Raw genomic sequence first — 16412 nt, 5'->3', positions numbered from 1 at the left:
GACCTCCTCCCGCCCGATCGTTCCCGAGGCTGGTTAACCGATCGTTAAGGACACGGGCGGCGCCATCGACCCGGCTCCGAGGGCCGCCGGGCCGTAGCCCGTCCTGCGGTTGCGAAGCCTCAGCTTCGCTTGTCCAGGGGACGGCCCAGCAGGCGGGCGAACTCGGCCTCGATCTCCTCCACCGAGAAGGGATTGCCCGAAGCCTTCTGTTCGGGCTGCCGGGTCGGCGGAGCAGCCGGTGCCACCGGCGGCGCGGCCGGCGCGGGCGTCACCGATGGCGCATCCTGAAACATCGGACCGGCCTTCGGCATCGCCGGCGGAGCCGGAGGGGGCACGGGCGCGGGTGCCGGTGCCGGAGCAGTCGGAGGGGGTGCTGGGCTGAGGCCGGGCGGGGGCTCGGAGGGCCCGACCGGCGGCGCCGGCCTGTCGAGAACCGGGGCGGCGGCGGGAGCGAGGGGTGGTGCGGCGGGAGGCGCGGCAAGCGGCACGGAGGAAGGCCCGGCAAGCGGCGCGGAAGGCGGCGGTGCCGAGGCCATCGCGGCAGCGACCGGGTCGATGCTCTCGGGCGCGGCGGCGGGCCCCTGCGGCGCAGGGGCCGGCGTCACCGCGGAGGACGGACGCGCCAGCGCGGCCTGGAGCTGCCGGGCCATATCCGAGAGCACGGCCGGATCGACGGAGCGGCGATCGGACGGGACCGTCAGGCTCGGCGCCTGCGGCAGCCCCTCGGTAGGGGCATCGACCCGGCGCTCGGAAGCGGGCTCGGGCCGCGCCTCGACCAGCGGCGGGGCGGTCCGGCTGAGGACCCGCCGCGGGTTGACGGGCTCACGGACCGGAGGTGCCGGCTGTGCGGGCACCTCCGCCCGGGATGACTGGGACAGCGGCGACAGGGGCAGGGGCGGAAGGGGTCGCGGCGACAGCGGCGCGGAAATGTCCTGACCCGGCTCGTCGCCGCCGAGCAGGGCGGCGTCGAGCGGCAGGGTCACGGGCGGGCCGGCCGCGGAGCGCGGAACCGGCGACGGCACCACGACGGGCATCGCAAATCCCGGATCGAACAGCGGCTCGGCGCGCCGCGCCGCCATCTCGGGCAGGGCCCGCGCCGGCTCCGGCAGACGCCCCCCCTGCACCATCGGATCCGGAAGCGGCTCGTCCAGGGCGTCCGGGGCCGGCTCGGCGCGCAGCGCCGCTTCGGACAGGGGACGCTGCGTGCGCTGGATGCTGCGCTCGACCACCACGTCGTTGGGGCCGCCCACGAGGAGCAGGTGCTCGACATTGTCGCGACGCAACAGGATGAGCTGCCGCGCACGGTCGAGCTCGTAGACATCGACGATCCCGAGCCGGGGCTGACGGCCGCGACCGCCCGTGCGCCCCGGCAGAGCGAGGCTGCGGCCGGTGAGCCGCCGAACGGTGAACACGATGGCCGCCAGCGCCGCGAAGATGACGGCGAAGATCACGACATACTGCACGATGGGGGAGCCGTCAGAGCCGAACACGGATTGCAGCCATCGCAAGGTTACGCACTCGCACGTTCCGGCCGCCGCGGGTCCGCGCCCGGCATCGGCTCGTGCATATCATGCCGGGGGGGATGCAGGGCAAACGCCGTTAAGTGTTCGTTAACAGACCTTTTAAACCCGCGCCATCAAGACAATAGGATGGGAAAAAGGGTTCCCGGCGATCCGGATAGGACATCCGGCGAGCTCGGCGCGTTGCGCGATGCCGGGAGGAGGATCCGGTCAGCACCCTCGGGGACGCCGGCCTCTGGGATACCTGGATCGCGGGTACGGCGTCCCGGCGACGTCGGGCGAGCCAGGGCCCCGGCGCTCCGCCGATGGCGGACCCCCGATCGTCGGCGTCGGGTACTTCGCGGGCACCGCCGGCATCCCGAAGCTCTGGTTCGCCCGGGCTGTCCCGCTCGCAACACGGCACCGGACCGGCTTCGGCCCCGCGCGAACGGCCGGGGCTTAACGCGCCGTTAACCATGCGCACGGCAGATTTTGCCCAGCCCGCTCGTTCCGGCGCGGCGACGCCAGACCGGAGGCGACCGTGGCCCTCACCGACCTGCCCGTGATCGGGATGCTCCGCACACGGATGCAATGGGCGCAGGCACGCCAGGGCTTGATCGCCGAGAACGTGGCCAATGCCGACATGCCGGGTTTCAAGCCCCGCGACCTCGTGGAGCCGCGCCTCGACCGGTCGACCGGCGCGGCGGTCAATGCTTCCACGACCCTGGCGCTGACGAGCCCCGCTCACATCGCGCCGGCCGGGCAGGGGACCGGGACCGACTCGAAGCGCGCCAAGGGGTTCGAGATCCGCCCCAGCGGCAACGGCGTCAATCTCGAGGACGAGATGATGAAGGCCGGTGAGAACCAGTCCGACTACCAGCTCGCCGCCTCGCTCTACCAGCACAGCCTGACAACCCTGAAGATCGCCGTCGGCAAGAGCTGACGGTCGCCGGAGCTGATGGCGGCCAGCGCTGAGCGCGCGGGGCGCGGGTCATTCGTCACGGCAGGAAGGCCTTGAGCCATGGAATTCAGCAAGTCGCTCGCGGTGGCGGCCGCCGGCCTCAAGGCCCAGTCGGGCCGGATGCGGATCATCGCCGAGAACATCGCCAACGCCGATTCCGCGCCGGCCTCGGCGGGGGCGCAGCCCTACCGGCGCAAGATCCCGACATTCACCAGCCACCTCGACGACGAGACCGGCGCCCGGCTCGTGGAGGCGGGGCGCGTCCGCCGCGACCCGTCGGCCTTCCGGACGAAGATCGAGCCCGGCAACCCGGCGGCCAATGCCCGGGGCGAGGTGCAGATGCCCAACGTCAACGCGCTGATCGAGAACATGGATCTGCGCGAGGCCCAGCGCTCCTACGAGGCGAACCTCAACATGGTCACCGCCACGCGCAAGATGCTCGCCCAGACGCTGGCGATCCTGAAGTGACCGCGGGGAACGGCTAGCCATGGCTTCCAGCAACTTCGCGGCGGGCGCCTACGCCGCCGTCCAGGGTCTCGCCTCCGGCCGGCCCACGCCCCGGGTGCAGCCGGCCTCGGAAGCGGGCGGCGACTTCAAGCAGTTCCTCGGCCAGACGCTGGACAGCGTCGGCGATGCCGGGCGCAGGGCCGACGCGCAGGCCGTCTCTGCCGCCTCCGGAAAGGCCAACGTGGTCGACGTGGTCACCGCGGTGGCCGAGAGCGAGACCGCCCTCCAGACCATGGTCGCCGTGCGCGACCGCATGATCTCCGCCTATGAGGAGATCATGCGCATGCAGATCTGACGATGGGCGGCGTTCCGACCGAGAAGTCGGATCATCCGGTCCGCTCCCTCATCCTGACGGACCGGAGCGCGGCGCCGGCCTCGCGATGCGGGGCGACTCGAACAAACATCTCGGCCGGCGAGGATCCGCCGCGCCCCGCGTGGGAACCCCTCCGGCCCTCCCGCTCCATGATCCCGGCACAGAACGGCACCCCATGACTGGCCTCGCCATCCTCGACGTCGCCCGCGACGGCATCTTCGTCTTCCTGAAGATCGCCGGGCCGCTGATGCTCGTCTCCCTGGCGGTGGGGCTCGCGGTCTCGCTGGTCCAGGCCCTGACCCAGATCCAGGAGCAGACCCTGATCTACGTGCCCAAGATCGTGGCCGTGTTCGCCGCGCTCCTGCTGATGCTGCCCTTCATCGGCGACGCCATGGCCGGGTACATGACGCGCATCGCCGCGCGCATCGCGACCGGCGGATGACGCACGCTCCGGCCACGACAGGGGCTAGATCCGCGTGTCATAGGGGCGGCGATGAACCTGCTCCTGCCCGGGATCGCGTCGGCCTACCTGATCGCCTTCGCGCGCATCGGCACCCTGATCATGCTGATGCCGGGGGTCGGCGAGCAGACGGTGCCGCCGCGCCTGCGCCTCGCCTTCGCGCTGCTGACGACCCTCGTGCTGTTTCCCAGCGTGCGCCCATTGCTCGGCGGCACGGAGGGCCTGGCCAGCCCGCGGCTGATCGGGCTCCTGTTCGGGGAGACGATCATCGGGCTGGTGCTCGGCCTCACGGTGCGGATGGTGCTGGCGGCCCTGCAGACCGCCGGGGTGATCGTCGCGGCGCAGCTCGGCCTGTCCTACGCCATGACGGTGGATCCGGCGCAGGGCGGCCAGCAGGTGGCGATCGGCAACTTCCTGTCGCTCCTGGGGATCACGCTGATCTTCGCCACCGACCTGCACCACCTCGCCATCCAGGGCTTGGCCCGCAGCTACGAGGTGCTGCCGCCCGACGGCGTCCCGGCCTTCTCGGACGCCCTGATGCTGGCGACCCGGGCCCTGGCCCGCGGCTTCACGCTGGCCGTGCAGATCTCCGGACCGTTCATCGCCTTCGGGATCCTGTTCAATCTCGGTCTCGGCGTCCTGTCGCGGCTGATGCCGCAGCTCCAGGTGTTCTTCCTGGCGGTCCCGGCCTCGGTGATGATCGGCATGCTGATCCTGATCGGCTGCCTCGGCGTCATGATGGGCGTCTTCCTGGACGATATCGGACGGTATCTCGCCGAGTCGGTGGGGCGCTGAGCGACCCGTCCGTCCCGCGTGCAGGCTGAGGTCGGGCAGCGATGGCCGGGGACACCGACGACGAGGACAAGACCGAGGAGCCGTCCCAACGGCGGCTCGATCAGGCCATCGAGCGCGGCGACGTCGCGAACAGCACGGAGGTCAACACCTTCGCGATCCTGGCGGCCTTCACGCTCGCGCTGCTGATGGCGGCCCCCAACATCGCGCAGAACCTGATGTACGGGCTCAAGGCGTATCTCGCGAACGCCCACACCCTTCCGGACGACGCCACCGCCATGCGGCAGGCCATCACCCACGGCCTCTGGCTGTGGGTGCAGGCGGTGGCCGTGCCGGTGGGTCTCGCGGCGGCCGCCGGCCTGGCCGCAGGGCTCCTGCAGCACCCGCTGGTGTTCAGCCCCGAGGCGCTGATGCCGAAATTCGAGCGCCTCTCGCCGATGGCGGGCGTGAAGCGGATCATCGGCATCGAGGCCTGGGTCCAGTTCGGCAAAGGGCTGGCCAAGATCACCACCGTGGGCGTGGTCGGCGGCGTGCTCCTGTGGAACGACCGAGACCGGCTGCAGGTGTTCGCCCAACTCGACCCGGTCGCATCCCTGCCGGCGATCCTGTCCCTCTGCCTGCGGCTGCTGGCCGGCATGCTGTGCATGCACCTCGCGATCACGCTGGGCGACGCGCTCTACGCGCGGTTCCGCTGGCGCAAGCGCCACCGCATGTCGAAGGAGGAGATGAAGCAGGAGATGAAGGAGTCGGACGGCAATCCGGAGGTCAAGGGCCGGCTCAGGCAGCTGCGCATGGCGCGGGTGAAGAAGCGCATGATGGCCGCCGTGCCCACCGCCACCGTCGTTGTGACCAACCCGACCCACTACGCGGTGGCGCTCCGCTACGAGGCCGGCATGGCCGCGCCGGTCTGCGTCGCCAAGGGCGTCGATGCCCTGGCCCTCCGCATCCGCACGGTGGCGGCCGAGCACGGCGTCGCCGTGATCGAGAATCCGCCGCTCGCCCGGGCGCTCCACGCCACCGTGGAGATCGACCGCGAGATTCCCGCCGAGCATTACCGCGCGGTGGCGGAAGTCATCGGGTTCGTGATGCGCCTGCGCCGGAGGGCCGCGTAGGCCCCGGTGCGCCGCGGCACTGTCACGGACGAGGACGACGCGCGGAAGCCACGCTTCGTCCACCTTTTTTCGCGAGGCTGTGTCGAGGCTTGGCGCGACGCGCGTAGTGCCGGCCTGCCCGTGGCCTGATATGGCCGATGGGCCCAACCGGGTGACTGTTCTGGAAATGAAGCCGATGGCTGACGTCACTGGACCTTCGGCGCCCGCCGCAGGCCCGCAGAATTCGGGGCTGCCGGTCCCCGCCGCGCAGGCCGCCGTGCAGGTGCCGGTCGCTCAGGCGACGGGGCCGCAGGGGGCAGGCTCGCAGGGGACGAGCTCGCAGGGGACGGGCTCGATCGACCGCTCGGAGCAGCCGGGCCGGGTCGGGCTCCTGCTCGTGCTCGCCGGGCTGCTGGTCGGCGCCGCGATCGGCCTGTCCTTCGTGGCCAACGAGCAGGCCCAGTCGCTCATCGTCTGGCTGCTCGCCCTGCTGGCCATGGCGGGCGTCTTCTTCCTGTTCGCGCTGGCCATCGGGGCGCTCCAGCTCAGCGGCAGCGCCGCCCGGGACGACATCACCAAGGGCATCGTCGATGCGTCGCCGGACGGCAAGCTGGTCGTCGAGGACGGCGGCCGTCTGATCTACGCCAACGAGGCCTATCTGCGAATCGCCAGCGGCGACACCTTCTCCAACCTCGTGCCGGTGGAGCGCATCCTCGTCGGGTCTCCGGAGGTCTCCGAGGCGGTCTACCGCCTGTCGCAGGCCTCGCGCGATGCCAGGGCCCATACCGAGGAAGTCCGCATGTCGCCGCCGCTGGGTCCCACGGCCGGCGAGCGCGGCTTCGGATGGTACCGGGTCTCGGTCCGCCCCCTCGCGCGACCGCGCCGGGCGGCCTCGCTCTGGACGGTGGCCGACATCACCGCCGAGCGGGAGCGTCAGGAGAATGTCTTCCAGGAACTCCAGCACGCCATCGACTACCTCGACCACGCGCCCGCGGGCTTCCTGTCGATCGATCCGGCCGGCGCCATCGTGTACATGAACGCGACCTTGGCGGCCTGGCTCGGCTACGACCTCGCCAGCGTCGGCCCGGGCGGCCCGCACCTCACCGAGATCGCCCCGGAGGCGGATGTCCTCGTGCGCACCGCCGGCCTGCCGGGCGAGGTGCGTACCGACCGCTTCGACCTCGACCTGCGGCGGCGCAACGGCCACACCCTGCCGGTGCGGCTCTACCACCGGGTCGCCTTCGGCAAGGACGGCAAGCCGGGCTCGTCGCGGACCTTCGTGATCAACCGCTCCGCCGGGGCCGAGGCCGACGAGCCGCAGCGCGCCGCCGAGGTGCGCCTCGCCCGCTTCCTCAACAACTCGCCCATCGCCATCGCGACGCTGGACCGGACCGGGCGGATCGCCCGCGCCAACGCCTCGTTCACGCGGCTGTTCGGCACGGTGCCGCGCCAAGCGGATGACGGGGCGATCGACGGCGAGGCCGCGTCCCGGGTCGAGCCCAACGTCGCCGACTCGGTGACCGACCGGACCGCCCTGGAGGCCGGGCTCGCCCGTGCGACGAGCGGGCTGACGGATCCCGAGCCCATCGAAGTCCAGCTGAACGGGCCGGGCGGGCGATCCGCGCGGGTCTGGCTCAGCCCGGCCGACGGCGGCGACCCGGGACAGCAGACCGACGAGAGCGAGCGGGTGATCCTGTACGCCCTCGACACGACGGCTCAGCGCCAGCTGGAGCAGCAGGTCGCCCAAGCCCAGAAGATGAACGCGGTCGGCCAGCTTGCGGGCGGCATCGCGCACGACTTCAACAACGTGCTGCAGGCGATCATCGGCTACTCGGACCTGCTGCTCGCCAGCCACCGGCCGACCGATCCGGCCTTCCAGGACATCATGCAGATCAAGCAGAACGCCAACCGGGCGGCCGGCCTCGTCCGCCAGCTCCTGGCGTTCTCCCGTCGGCAGACGCTTCGCCCGGAGGTGATGAACGTCGGCGAGGCGCTCTCCGAACTCACGCTCCTGCTGAAGCGGCTGCTCGGCGAACGGGTCGCCCTGGAGTTGAAGCACGGCCGCGACGTCTGGCCCGTGAAGGCCGACGTCAACCAGTTCGAGCAGGTGATCGTGAACCTCGCGGTCAACGCCCGCGACGCCATGCCGGACGGCGGCAAGCTGATGATCCGCACCGAGAACGTCACCGATCCGGGGACGGCCACGAGCGCCGAGGGACGCGGCGGGGCGCCGGCGGGCGACCACGTGCTGATCGAGGTGCGCGATACCGGCCAGGGCATCCCGCCCGAGCTGATGGAGAAAATCTTCGAACCGTTCTTCACCACCAAGGAGATCGGCAAGGGCACGGGACTGGGGCTCTCGACGGTGTTCGGCATCGTCAAGCAGTCCGGCGGCACCATCGACGTGCAATCGGCCATGGGGGAGGGCACCGCCTTCCGCATCTACCTGCCGCGCCACGTGCCGGTGGCCGAGCCCGAGGAGGCGCCGCTCCTGGCTTCGGAGCCCAGCCTGCCGCGCACCGAGGCGGTCCTCACGAAGGCGGACGGCAAGCCGCGCGAGACGACCGCTGCCGCCCGGTCCGGCGACGCGGCGCAGGGGAAGCCCGACAAGCCGGTGCCGCGCAAGCCCGCCGCCGACCATACGGGGCAGGGGACCATCCTGCTCGTGGAGGACGAGGATCCCGTCCGGGCGGTCAACAGCCGGGCCCTCTCGGCGCGCGGCTACACGGTTCTGGAAGCGGCCTCGGGCCTCGAAGCGTTGGCGATCGTCCGCGACGGCAGCCAGCCCATCGACCTCGTCGTCTCCGACGTGGTCATGCCCGAGATGGACGGGCCGACCCTGTTGCGCGAGGTGCGCAAGCACCAGCCCGACCTGAAGGTGATCTTCGTCTCCGGCTACGCCGAGGACGCGTTCCGAAAGAACCTGCCCGAGGGCGAAACCTTCAACTTCCTGCCCAAGCCCTTCAGCCTCAAGCAGCTCGTCGAGACCGTGAAGAAGACGATGGCGGATTGAGGAACGGCGGCGGCCTGGTATCCGCGCGGGCGAACCATCGCCCGCGCGGTTGTCGCTCCGTACTGACGGACGATCATCCGGCGGGACGAGCGTCGGCACCATCGTTGCGCGGCGCCGCCGGCGAGCCCGAGATCAAGCCCCAACGCTTAAGCAGGACACAGGAACGTCGGCGCACACGGATTCAGGACCTTGCTGAGGGGACCTGGAATGGAGCCGCTGCGGTGGATCGGAACCCCGTCGACCGGGGCCGGACCCGATCCGTCCGCTCACGACGCCGGACCGGTCATGCCCTCGACAAGCCCGGTCGGATCCCCGCCTCACCTGGGCCGACTGCCCTTGCCGGATTAGAACAAAACGAGTACATAACATCGGTGTTGAGGCGCGTTGTGAACTGCGCTCAACCCCTTCATAAGGAGCCCGCCAGATGGCCCAGCCCGCATTGAAAGTGGTCGACATGCCCCCGGTGGACAAGGACAAGTCCAAGGCGATCGACGCCGCCCTGTCTCAGATCGAGCGCGCCTTCGGCAAGGGCTCGATCATGCGGCTCGGCAAGAACGACAAGGTGCAGGAGGTCGAGACCGTCTCGACCGGCTCGCTCGGGCTCGACATAGCGCTGGGTGTCGGCGGCCTGCCGCGCGGCCGCGTGGTCGAGATCTACGGCCCCGAATCGTCCGGCAAGACCACGCTGGCCCTTCACACCATCGCCGAGGCCCAGAAGAAGGGCGGTGTCTGCGCCTTCGTGGACGCCGAGCACGCCCTGGACCCTGTCTATGCCCGCAAGCTGGGGGTGAACCTCGACGATCTGCTGATCTCGCAGCCCGACACCGGCGAGCAGGCCCTCGAGATCACCGACACGCTGGTACGCTCCGGCGCCATCGACGTTCTGGTGGTCGACTCGGTGGCCGCGCTGACCCCGCGGGCCGAGATCGAAGGTGAGATGGGCGAGAGCCAGCCCGGCCTTCAGGCGCGCCTGATGAGCCAAGCCCTGCGCAAGCTCACCGGTTCGATCTCGCGCTCGAACTGCATGGTCATCTTCATCAACCAGATCCGGATGAAGATCGGCGTCATGTACGGCAGCCCGGAGACGACGACGGGCGGCAACGCCCTGAAGTTCTACGCCTCGGTGCGCCTCGACATCCGCCGCATCTCGACCCTGAAGGATCGCGACGAGGCGATCGGCAATCAGGTCCGCGTCAAGGTCGTGAAGAACAAGGTCGCGCCGCCGTTCAAGCAGGTCGAGTTCGACATCATGTTCGGCGAAGGCGTGTCGAAGGTCGGCGAGCTCATCGATCTCGGCGTGAAGGCCGGCATCGTCGAGAAGTCCGGGGCTTGGTTCTCGTACAACAGCCAGCGCCTCGGCCAGGGTCGCGAGAACTCGAAGGGCTTCCTGCGCGACAACCCCGAGATCGCCTCCAAGATCGAAGCCTCGATCCGCCAGAATTCCGGCCTCGTGGCGGAGAAGATCCTGGAGAACGCCGCGCCGACGGCCGACGAGCTCGACGAGGGCGAAGCCTGATCGCCGCCGCAACCCGGGACCGGTTGCGGCGCGTTCCTCGACACCAGACATTGGGCAGCCTCGGAGCATCTCCGGGGCTGCTGTCCGTTCAGGCCCTGCCAAGGGGCCGTTGCGGGCTCGGCAAGCGCCTGCCGTCCGTCGACGTGGCTATCGTGGTGACAGCGATCGGTCCCCAGGACGGGACTTCCGGGATGGGTCGACCATCCGAGGGAGAATCACTTCAAGCGAACCGACCTTGCCGCCGCTGCGGCCAGCAGCCTCCTCAGCCCGTGCGCGTCCTCGTCCGACGGCGGCGATCTCTGTCTCGCCGATCCAAGACAGACTCGCCGATCTAGGACAGCCTCACCTCCAACCACATCAGCGAAGAAGCCGCCCGCGTCGTCACCCGTGCGCAGCGCGCCTCCAGGGTTCAGGACGATCAGCCCAACACCGACCCGGTTGTCACCGTAGTCGGAGCCGTTGCGTTCTGGCCGTCCCGGTTCGTCCTCCAGGGCGACAATCAGAAGACGGCTGAACCGGCGCGGCTCCAGGATGCGACGGAGCCACTTGAACAGGCGTCGGTTCCGAGAGACTGCAGGATCGAACGCCGGCGCCAGCCGACCTCATGATCCTAGCACGGGGCCACCGGGCGCGGCGAAGGGATCACACAACGCCTACAGGCGCAGAACGAAGAAACCCGGCGCGAACCCGACCATGGTGGTCGACCTTCGCCCGGGTGCCCGTCGTTGATAGATGCAGTCCGCCAAGCGAGGCGTCCAGCGCCGTGAAGCGTCGCGGCTACGAAGGCCGCGGACAATCGGGCAGATGCGGTCGCCCGCAGCCGCCAAACCGTCGGTATCAGGCAGCTTCGCCAGCTTCGGCCACCGGGGCGGCCTCGCCCTCGACGAGCTTCCACGTCTTCGTCTTGGAGAAGGGACGGCACTCCTCAATGAACACCGTCTGCCCGACCTTGGCGACATTCGCTTCGTCGTGCGCGTGGTAATTCTTCGAGCGACGCACCGTCTTCTTCATCACCGGGTGCGTGAAGCGGCGCTCCACCTTCACCACAATGGTCTTCTCACCCTTGTCGCTGACGACGGTGCCCTGCAGGATGCGCTTCGGCATGGTTGTCTCCTAAAACCCGCCTCAGCCCTTGGCCTGCTGCAGCGTCTTGGCGCGCTGCAGAGTCCGGACACGGGCGATGTCGCGGCGGACCTCACGGACGCGGGCGACGTTCTCGAGCTGGCCGGTGGCCCCCTGAAAGCGCAGGTTGAACTGCTCCTTCTTGAGGTTGATCAACTCGTCATTCAGCTGATCCGGCGACAACGCCTTGAGATCAGACACTCTCTGGGTCGACTTCACGATATCCTCCGTTCAGTCGGCGATGCGCTGGACGACCCGCGTACGGATCGGAAGCTTCGCGGCGCCGAGGCGGAGCGCCTCCTTGGCGATGTTCTCGGCAACGCCGTCGACCTCGAACATGATCCGGCCGGGATGCACCCGGGCGGCCCAGTAATCCGGGGCACCCTTACCGGAGCCCATGCGGACTTCGGTCGGCTTTGACGAGACCGGCACATCCGGAAACACCCGGATCCAGACGCGGCCCTGGCGCTTCATCTCGCGGGTGATCGCGCGGCGGGCCGCCTCGATCTGGCGGGCGGTGACGCGCTCGGGCTCCACAGCCTTCAGGCCGAACTGGCCGAAGTTCAGCTCGAAGCCGCCCTTGGCCGCACCGTGGATGCGGCCCTTGAACTGCTTGCGGAAGCGGGTCTTTTTCGGTTGCAGCATGGCTTCCTACCTTACGCGTGCTCGCGCTCGCGGCGTCCGCGCTCGCGGCCGCCCTCGCCATCGCGCTCACGGCGTCCGCCGGAGCGGCCGCCCTCTTCCTGGGCCTTCTTGTCCTGGGCCATCGGGTCGTGTTCGAGGATCTCGCCCTTGAACACCCACACCTTGATACCGCAGGTGCCGTAAGTCGTGAACGCCGTGGCGGTGCCGTAATCGACGTCCGCACGCAGCGTGTGCAGCGGGACGCGGCCCTCGCGGTACCATTCCTGACGGGCGATCTCGGCGCCGCCGAGACGACCGGAGCAGTTGATCCGGATGCCCTCGGCGCCCAGACGCATCGCCGACTGCACGGCGCGCTTCATGGCCCGCCGGAAGGCGACGCGACGCTCAAGCTGCTGAGCGATCGAGTCGGCCACCAGGGTGGCGTCGATCTCGGGCTTGCGCACCTCGACGATGTTGATGGTCACGTCGGCCTTGGTCATCGTGCCGACGAGCTTGCGCAGCTTCTCGATGTCGGCGCCCTTCTTGCCGATCACCACGCCCGGACGGCCCGAGTGGATGGTGACGCGGCATTTCCGGTGCGGACGCTCGATGACGATCTTGGAGACCGCCGCCTGCTTGAGCTGCTTCATGAGGGCGGCGCGGATCGCGACGTCCTCGTGCATGAGCTTCGCGTAGTCGCCCTTGTTGGCGAACCAGCGGGAGTCCCAGGTCCGGTTGATGCCGAGCCGGAGACCGATCGGATTGACTTTCTGGCCCATCAGATCCTCCTCAGGCCGCTTCGGCCTGGCGGACTTCGCGAACCACGATGGTGAGGTTCGAGAAGGGCTTCAGGATACGCGCGCCGCGGCCGCGGGCGCGGGCGTGAAAGCGCTTGAGAACCAGCGCCTTGCCCACGAAGGCCTGGGACACGACGAGGTCGTCCACGTCCAAATCGTGGTTGTTCTCGGCGTTGGCGATGGCGCTCTCGAGGCACTTCTTGACCTCGGTGGAGATCCGCTTGCGCGAGAACTGCAACTCGGCGAGCGCCGTGTCGACCTTCTTGCCGCGGATCATCTGCGCCACGAGGTTGAGCTTCTGCGGGCTGACGCGCAGCATGCGCGCGACGGCCTTCGCCTCGTTCTCGGGGAGCGCGCGGGGGGTGGCTTGCTTGCCCATCTCAGCGCCTCTTCGCCTTCTTGTCGGCCGCGTGACCCGGGAAGGTGCGGGTCGGCGAGAACTCGCCGAACTTGTGACCGACCATCTCCTCGGTGACGTAGACCGGGATGTGCTTTTGCCCGTTGTGCACACCGAAGGTGAGCCCGACGAACTGCGGGAGGATCGTGGAGCGGCGGCTCCAGATCTTGATGACCTCGGAGCGCGAGGAGCCCCGCGCCGCCTCGGCCTTCTTGAAGAGGTAGCCGTCGACGAACGGCCCCTTCCAGAGAGAGCGTGCCATAGCGATTACTTCTTGCGGTTGTGGCGGCTGGACAGGATGAACACGTCGGTCCGCTTGTTGGACCGGGTCTTCTTCCCCTTGGTGGGCACGCCCCAGGGCGTGACCGGGTTGCGGCCGCCCGAGGTGCGACCCTCGCCGCCGCCGTGCGGATGGTCGACCGGGTTCATCGCCACGCCGCGGTTGTGCGGGCGCTTGCCGAGCCAACGGTTGCGCCCGGCCTTGCCGAGCGAGATGTTCATGTGGTCCGGGTTCGAGACCGCGCCGACGCTGGCGAAGCACTGGCCGTGGACCAGGCGCTGCTCGCCCGAGTTGAGGCGCAGCGTCACGTAGCCCTGGTCGCGGCCAACGATCTGCGCGTAGTTGCCGGCCGAGCGGGCGATCGCGCCGCCCTTGCCGATCTTCAGCTCGACATTGTGGACGATCGTGCCCACCGGCATCGAGCCGACCGGACCGGCATTGCCCGGCTTGATGTCGACGTTCTCGCCGGCCACAACCTTGTCGCCCGGCTGCAGGCGCTGCGGGGCCAGGATGTAGCTCTGCTTCCCGTCGGGGAAGTTGATCAGCGCGATGAACGCCGTCCGGTTCGGATCGTATTCGATCCGCTCCACGGTGGCGGCGACGCCGAGCTGGTCGCGACGCTTGAAGTCCACGTTGCGCAGGACGCGCTTGTGGCCACCGCCGCGGAAGCGGACGGTGATGCGGCCGAGATTGTTACGGCCGCCGGAGGACGACTTGCCCTCCGTCAGCGCCTTCACCGGCTTGCCCTTGTAGAGCTCACGGCGGTCGACGAGCACGAGCTGGCGCAGGCTCGGCGTGACCGGTTTGAATGTCTTCAAGGCCATCGGCTTGGATCCCTAAAACCCGTCCTCAGAGCCCGGTCGTGACGTCGATCGTGTGGCCCTCGGCCAGGGTCACGATCGCCTTCTTCACGTCGGAGCGCTGTCCGCGGAGGCCGCGGAAAATCTTCTTCTTTCCCTTGGTCACAAGGGTGTTCACGGCCGTGACCTTCACGTCGAACAGCTTCTCAACCGCCTCTTTGATCTGAGGCTTGGTCGCCTTGGGGGCGACGCGGAAGACCACCTTGTTCTGCTCGGTCAGGTTCGTCGCCTTCTCGGTAATGACCGGAGAGACGACGATGTCGTAGTGGCGCGGATCGGCACTCATTTGAAACGCTCCTCCAGCGCGTCGACGGCAGCCTTCGTCAGGACGAGCGTGTCGCGGCGCAGGATGTCGTAGACGTTGATGCCCTGGACGGGCAGCACGTCGATCTGCGGGATGGCGCGGGCGGCCCGGCCGAAATTCACGTCGACCTCAGCACCGCCGATGATCAGCGCGTTCGAGAGGCCCATCTTGCCGAAGCGCTCGATGAGACCCTTGGTCTTGTGGTCCTCGATCTTGATGTCGTCGACGACGATCAGGGTCGAGGCCTTGGCCTTGGCCGACAGGGCGTGGCGCAGGGCCAGCGCACGCACCTTCTTGGGAAGGTCGTGGCTGTGGTCGCGGACCACCGGACCGAAAGCCCGGCCGCCGCCGCGGAACTGCGGCGCCGAGGCCGCACCGTGGCGGGCATTACCGGTGCCCTTCTGCTTGTACAGCTTCTTGCGGGTCCGGTTCACGTCCGAGCGGTTCTGCACGGCGTGGGTTCCGGCGCGCCGCTTGGCCAGCTGCCAACGGACCATGCGCTGAAGCAGGTCGGCGCGGGGCTCGAGACCGAAGATCTCTTCGTTCAGCTCGACCGAGCCGGCACCGGCACCGTCGAGGGTGGTGATATCGAGCTTCATCACACGGTCTCCTCAGCCGCAGCGGCCTCGGGCGCCGGGGCGGATGCGCCGTTCTCACGGAACTTGCCCGGCAGCGGAACGTCGGCGGGGAGCTTGCGCTTCACCGCGTCGCGGATCTGGATCCAGCCGCCGGCGACGCCCGGGACGGCGCCCTCGACCAGGATCAGGCCGCGCTCCGGATCGGTGCGGACGACGCGCAGGTTCTGGGTGGTGACCCGCTCGACGCCGAGGTGGCCCGGCATCTTCTTGTTCTTAAAGGTCTTGCCCGGATCCTGCCGGCCGCCGGTCGAACCGATCGAACGGTGGGAGATCGACACGCCGTGGGTGGCGCGCAGGCCGCCGAAGTTCCAGCGCTTGATGCCGCCCGCGAAGCCCTTACCGGTGGTGGTACCGGTGACGTCCACGAACTGGCCCGGGATGAAATGATCGGCCGTGATCTCCGCGCCGACCGGAATCAGCGCATCCTCGGACACGCGGAACTCGGCGAGCTTCTTCTTCGGCTCGACCTTGGCCACGGCGAAGCGGCCCCGCTCGGCGGCCGAGACGTTCTTGACCTTGGCCTTGCCGACGCCGACTTGCAGCGCGACGTAGCCGTTCTTCTCGACGGTGCGGTGGGCAACCACTTGGCACTGATCGATCTTGAGCACGGTGACGGGGACATGCTCCCCCGCGTCCGTGAAGACGCGGGTCATGCCGACCTTCTGTGCAATGACGCCTGAGCGCATAGGTTCTCTCCCTCGCGCGATGAAACGGTAAGCTCTAAGTCCTCAGCGGACTCAGAGCTTGATCTCCACGTCCACGCCGGCGGCGAGGTCGAGCTTCATCAGCGCGTCCACGGTCTGCGGCGTCGGATCAACGATATCGAGCACCCGCTTGTGGGTACGCATCTCGAACTGCTCGCGCGACTTCTTGTCGATGTGCGGCGAGCGGTTGACGGTGAACTTCTCGATATGCGTCGGCAGCGGGATCGGACCCCGGATGGTCGCGCCGGTGCGCCGGGCCGTGGAGACGATCTCCTTGGTCGACGCATCGAGGATGCGGTGATCGAACGCCTTGAGGCGGATACGGATGTTCTGACCGTTCATGATCCTGAAACCTTGAGAGGGACGGCGGGGAGTGCGAGGACGTGTCCCCGCCGCGCCCTGCTAAGGATGCTGTCCTGGCTTAGTCGTTGATGGCGGCGACGACGCCGGCGCCGACGGTGCGGCCGCCCTCGCGGATGGCGAAGCGCAGCTTCTCCTCCATGGCGACCGGCACGATCAGGACCACGTCCATGG

General features: G+C 69.0%; 21 protein-coding genes. 8 read left to right on the top strand and 13 right to left on the bottom strand.

The window, feature by feature from the left end; genetic code table 11:
* Window positions 1–119: 119 nt before the first annotated feature.
* Window positions 120–1490, bottom strand: coding sequence for a hypothetical protein (locus MFF58_RS11535; protein ID WP_238287414.1), 1371 nt, complete (start codon window positions 1488–1490; stop codon window positions 120–122).
* Window positions 1491–2040: 550 nt separating this feature from the next.
* Between MFF58_RS11535 and flgB the strand changes: the two genes are divergently transcribed.
* The 8 genes from flgB to recA all read left to right on the top strand — a co-directional run bounded on the left by flgB (window position 2041) and on the right by recA (window position 10152).
* Window positions 2041–2442, top strand: coding sequence for a flagellar basal body rod protein FlgB (gene flgB / locus MFF58_RS11530; protein ID WP_238287412.1), 402 nt, complete (start codon window positions 2041–2043; stop codon window positions 2440–2442).
* A gap of 78 nt (window positions 2443–2520) precedes the next feature.
* A complete protein-coding gene (gene flgC / locus MFF58_RS11525) occupies window positions 2521–2928 on the top strand; it encodes a flagellar basal body rod protein FlgC (RefSeq protein WP_238287409.1) in 408 nt (135 codons plus the stop codon).
* A gap of 19 nt (window positions 2929–2947) precedes the next feature.
* Window positions 2948–3262 carry a flagellar hook-basal body complex protein FliE gene (gene fliE, locus MFF58_RS11520; RefSeq protein ID WP_238287407.1) on the top strand — a complete coding sequence of 105 codons (315 nt, stop codon included), beginning with the start codon at window positions 2948–2950 and terminating at the stop codon, window positions 3260–3262.
* Between the two features lie 193 nt (window positions 3263–3455).
* Window positions 3456–3722, top strand: coding sequence for a flagellar biosynthesis protein FliQ (gene fliQ, locus MFF58_RS11515; RefSeq protein WP_238287405.1), 267 nt, complete (start codon window positions 3456–3458; stop codon window positions 3720–3722).
* A gap of 51 nt (window positions 3723–3773) precedes the next feature.
* A complete protein-coding gene (gene fliR, locus MFF58_RS11510) occupies window positions 3774–4535 on the top strand; it encodes a flagellar biosynthetic protein FliR (protein WP_238287404.1) in 762 nt (253 codons plus the stop codon).
* Window positions 4536–4576: 41 nt separating this feature from the next.
* A complete protein-coding gene (gene flhB / locus MFF58_RS11505; protein WP_238287403.1) occupies window positions 4577–5644 on the top strand; it encodes a flagellar biosynthesis protein FlhB in 1068 nt (355 codons plus the stop codon).
* A 175-nt stretch (window positions 5645–5819) separates the two neighbouring features.
* Window positions 5820–8636: a cell cycle histidine kinase CckA gene (gene cckA, locus MFF58_RS11500; protein ID WP_238287402.1), complete on the top strand. Its 2817-nt coding sequence runs from the start codon at window positions 5820–5822 to the stop codon at window positions 8634–8636.
* A 454-nt stretch (window positions 8637–9090) separates the two neighbouring features.
* Window positions 9091–10152: a recombinase RecA gene (gene recA, locus MFF58_RS11495; RefSeq protein WP_373323336.1), complete on the top strand. Its 1062-nt coding sequence runs from the start codon at window positions 9091–9093 to the stop codon at window positions 10150–10152.
* A gap of 837 nt (window positions 10153–10989) precedes the next feature.
* Here recA and rpsQ read toward each other — a convergent pair.
* From rpsQ to MFF58_RS11435, 12 genes are all read right to left on the bottom strand, one after another.
* Entirely contained in the window at window positions 10990–11256 is a 267-nt protein-coding gene (rpsQ, locus tag MFF58_RS11490) for a 30S ribosomal protein S17 (RefSeq protein ID WP_238287397.1), read from the bottom strand.
* A gap of 21 nt (window positions 11257–11277) precedes the next feature.
* Window positions 11278–11493 (bottom strand): 50S ribosomal protein L29, encoded by a 216-nt coding sequence (gene rpmC / locus MFF58_RS11485; protein ID WP_158169164.1) that lies wholly within the window; start codon window positions 11491–11493, stop codon window positions 11278–11280.
* A 12-nt stretch (window positions 11494–11505) separates the two neighbouring features.
* Entirely contained in the window at window positions 11506–11919 is a 414-nt protein-coding gene (gene rplP, locus MFF58_RS11480; protein ID WP_012319193.1) for a 50S ribosomal protein L16, read from the bottom strand.
* Between the two features lie 11 nt (window positions 11920–11930).
* Window positions 11931–12677, bottom strand: coding sequence for a 30S ribosomal protein S3 (rpsC, locus tag MFF58_RS11475; RefSeq protein ID WP_012319192.1), 747 nt, complete (start codon window positions 12675–12677; stop codon window positions 11931–11933).
* 10 nt (window positions 12678–12687) lie between these two features.
* The gene (gene rplV / locus MFF58_RS11470; RefSeq protein WP_012319191.1) at window positions 12688–13074 is read right to left on the bottom strand and encodes a 50S ribosomal protein L22; all 387 of its coding nucleotides are present in this window, start codon (window positions 13072–13074) and stop codon (window positions 12688–12690) included.
* A 1-nt stretch (window position 13075) separates the two neighbouring features.
* Complete coding sequence (rpsS, locus tag MFF58_RS11465; RefSeq protein ID WP_012319190.1) at window positions 13076–13354, bottom strand: 30S ribosomal protein S19; 279 nt, start codon at window positions 13352–13354, stop codon at window positions 13076–13078.
* Between the two features lie 5 nt (window positions 13355–13359).
* Window positions 13360–14196 carry a 50S ribosomal protein L2 gene (rplB, locus tag MFF58_RS11460; RefSeq protein ID WP_238287395.1) on the bottom strand — a complete coding sequence of 279 codons (837 nt, stop codon included), beginning with the start codon at window positions 14194–14196 and terminating at the stop codon, window positions 13360–13362.
* Between the two features lie 25 nt (window positions 14197–14221).
* Window positions 14222–14518: a 50S ribosomal protein L23 gene (locus MFF58_RS11455; protein WP_012319188.1), complete on the bottom strand. Its 297-nt coding sequence runs from the start codon at window positions 14516–14518 to the stop codon at window positions 14222–14224.
* The gene (gene rplD, locus MFF58_RS11450; protein WP_238287393.1) at window positions 14515–15135 is read right to left on the bottom strand and encodes a 50S ribosomal protein L4; all 621 of its coding nucleotides are present in this window, start codon (window positions 15133–15135) and stop codon (window positions 14515–14517) included. Before rplD ends, MFF58_RS11455 begins: the two co-directional genes overlap by 4 nt.
* Complete coding sequence (gene rplC, locus MFF58_RS11445) at window positions 15135–15860, bottom strand: 50S ribosomal protein L3 (RefSeq protein WP_238287392.1); 726 nt, start codon at window positions 15858–15860, stop codon at window positions 15135–15137. The genes rplD and rplC overlap by 1 nt, the downstream gene beginning before the upstream one ends.
* Window positions 15861–15911: 51 nt before the next feature.
* Window positions 15912–16220: a 30S ribosomal protein S10 gene (gene rpsJ, locus MFF58_RS11440; RefSeq protein ID WP_043351245.1), complete on the bottom strand. Its 309-nt coding sequence runs from the start codon at window positions 16218–16220 to the stop codon at window positions 15912–15914.
* 79 nt (window positions 16221–16299) lie between these two features.
* Window positions 16300–16412: EF-Tu C-terminal domain-related protein (locus MFF58_RS11435; protein WP_488803235.1), on the bottom strand; the 113-nt coding region annotated here is incomplete at its 5' end.

Source organism: Methylobacterium longum (assembly GCF_022179385.1).
Taxonomy (GTDB): Bacteria; Pseudomonadota; Alphaproteobacteria; order Rhizobiales; family Beijerinckiaceae; genus Methylobacterium; species Methylobacterium longum.
This window is presented reverse-complemented; position numbering and strand designations above follow the sequence as displayed.

Coding starts and splice junctions, on each gene's coding strand:
- flgC (WP_238287409.1), top strand. CDS start 2,521: ATGGAATTCAGCAAGTCGCTCGCGGTGGCGGCCGCCGGCCTCAAGGCC.
- fliE (WP_238287407.1), top strand. CDS start 2,948: ATGGCTTCCAGCAACTTCGCGGCGGGCGCCTACGCCGCCGTCCAGGGT.
- fliQ (WP_238287405.1), top strand. CDS start 3,456: ATGACTGGCCTCGCCATCCTCGACGTCGCCCGCGACGGCATCTTCGTC.
- fliR (WP_238287404.1), top strand. CDS start 3,774: ATGAACCTGCTCCTGCCCGGGATCGCGTCGGCCTACCTGATCGCCTTC.
- flhB (WP_238287403.1), top strand. CDS start 4,577: ATGGCCGGGGACACCGACGACGAGGACAAGACCGAGGAGCCGTCCCAA.
- cckA (WP_238287402.1), top strand. CDS start 5,820: ATGGCTGACGTCACTGGACCTTCGGCGCCCGCCGCAGGCCCGCAGAAT.
- recA (WP_373323336.1), top strand. CDS start 9,091: ATGCCCCCGGTGGACAAGGACAAGTCCAAGGCGATCGACGCCGCCCTG.
- rpsQ (WP_238287397.1), bottom strand. CDS start 11,256: ATGCCGAAGCGCATCCTGCAGGGCACCGTCGTCAGCGACAAGGGTGAG.
- rplP (WP_012319193.1), bottom strand. CDS start 11,919: ATGCTGCAACCGAAAAAGACCCGCTTCCGCAAGCAGTTCAAGGGCCGC.
- rpsC (WP_012319192.1), bottom strand. CDS start 12,677: ATGGGCCAGAAAGTCAATCCGATCGGTCTCCGGCTCGGCATCAACCGG.
- rplV (WP_012319191.1), bottom strand. CDS start 13,074: ATGGGCAAGCAAGCCACCCCCCGCGCGCTCCCCGAGAACGAGGCGAAG.
- rpsS (WP_012319190.1), bottom strand. CDS start 13,354: ATGGCACGCTCTCTCTGGAAGGGGCCGTTCGTCGACGGCTACCTCTTC.
- rplB (WP_238287395.1), bottom strand. CDS start 14,196: ATGGCCTTGAAGACATTCAAACCGGTCACGCCGAGCCTGCGCCAGCTC.
- MFF58_RS11455 (WP_012319188.1), bottom strand. CDS start 14,518: ATGAGTGCCGATCCGCGCCACTACGACATCGTCGTCTCTCCGGTCATT.
- rplD (WP_238287393.1), bottom strand. CDS start 15,135: ATGAAGCTCGATATCACCACCCTCGACGGTGCCGGTGCCGGCTCGGTC.
- rplC (WP_238287392.1), bottom strand. CDS start 15,860: ATGCGCTCAGGCGTCATTGCACAGAAGGTCGGCATGACCCGCGTCTTC.
- rpsJ (WP_043351245.1), bottom strand. CDS start 16,220: ATGAACGGTCAGAACATCCGTATCCGCCTCAAGGCGTTCGATCACCGC.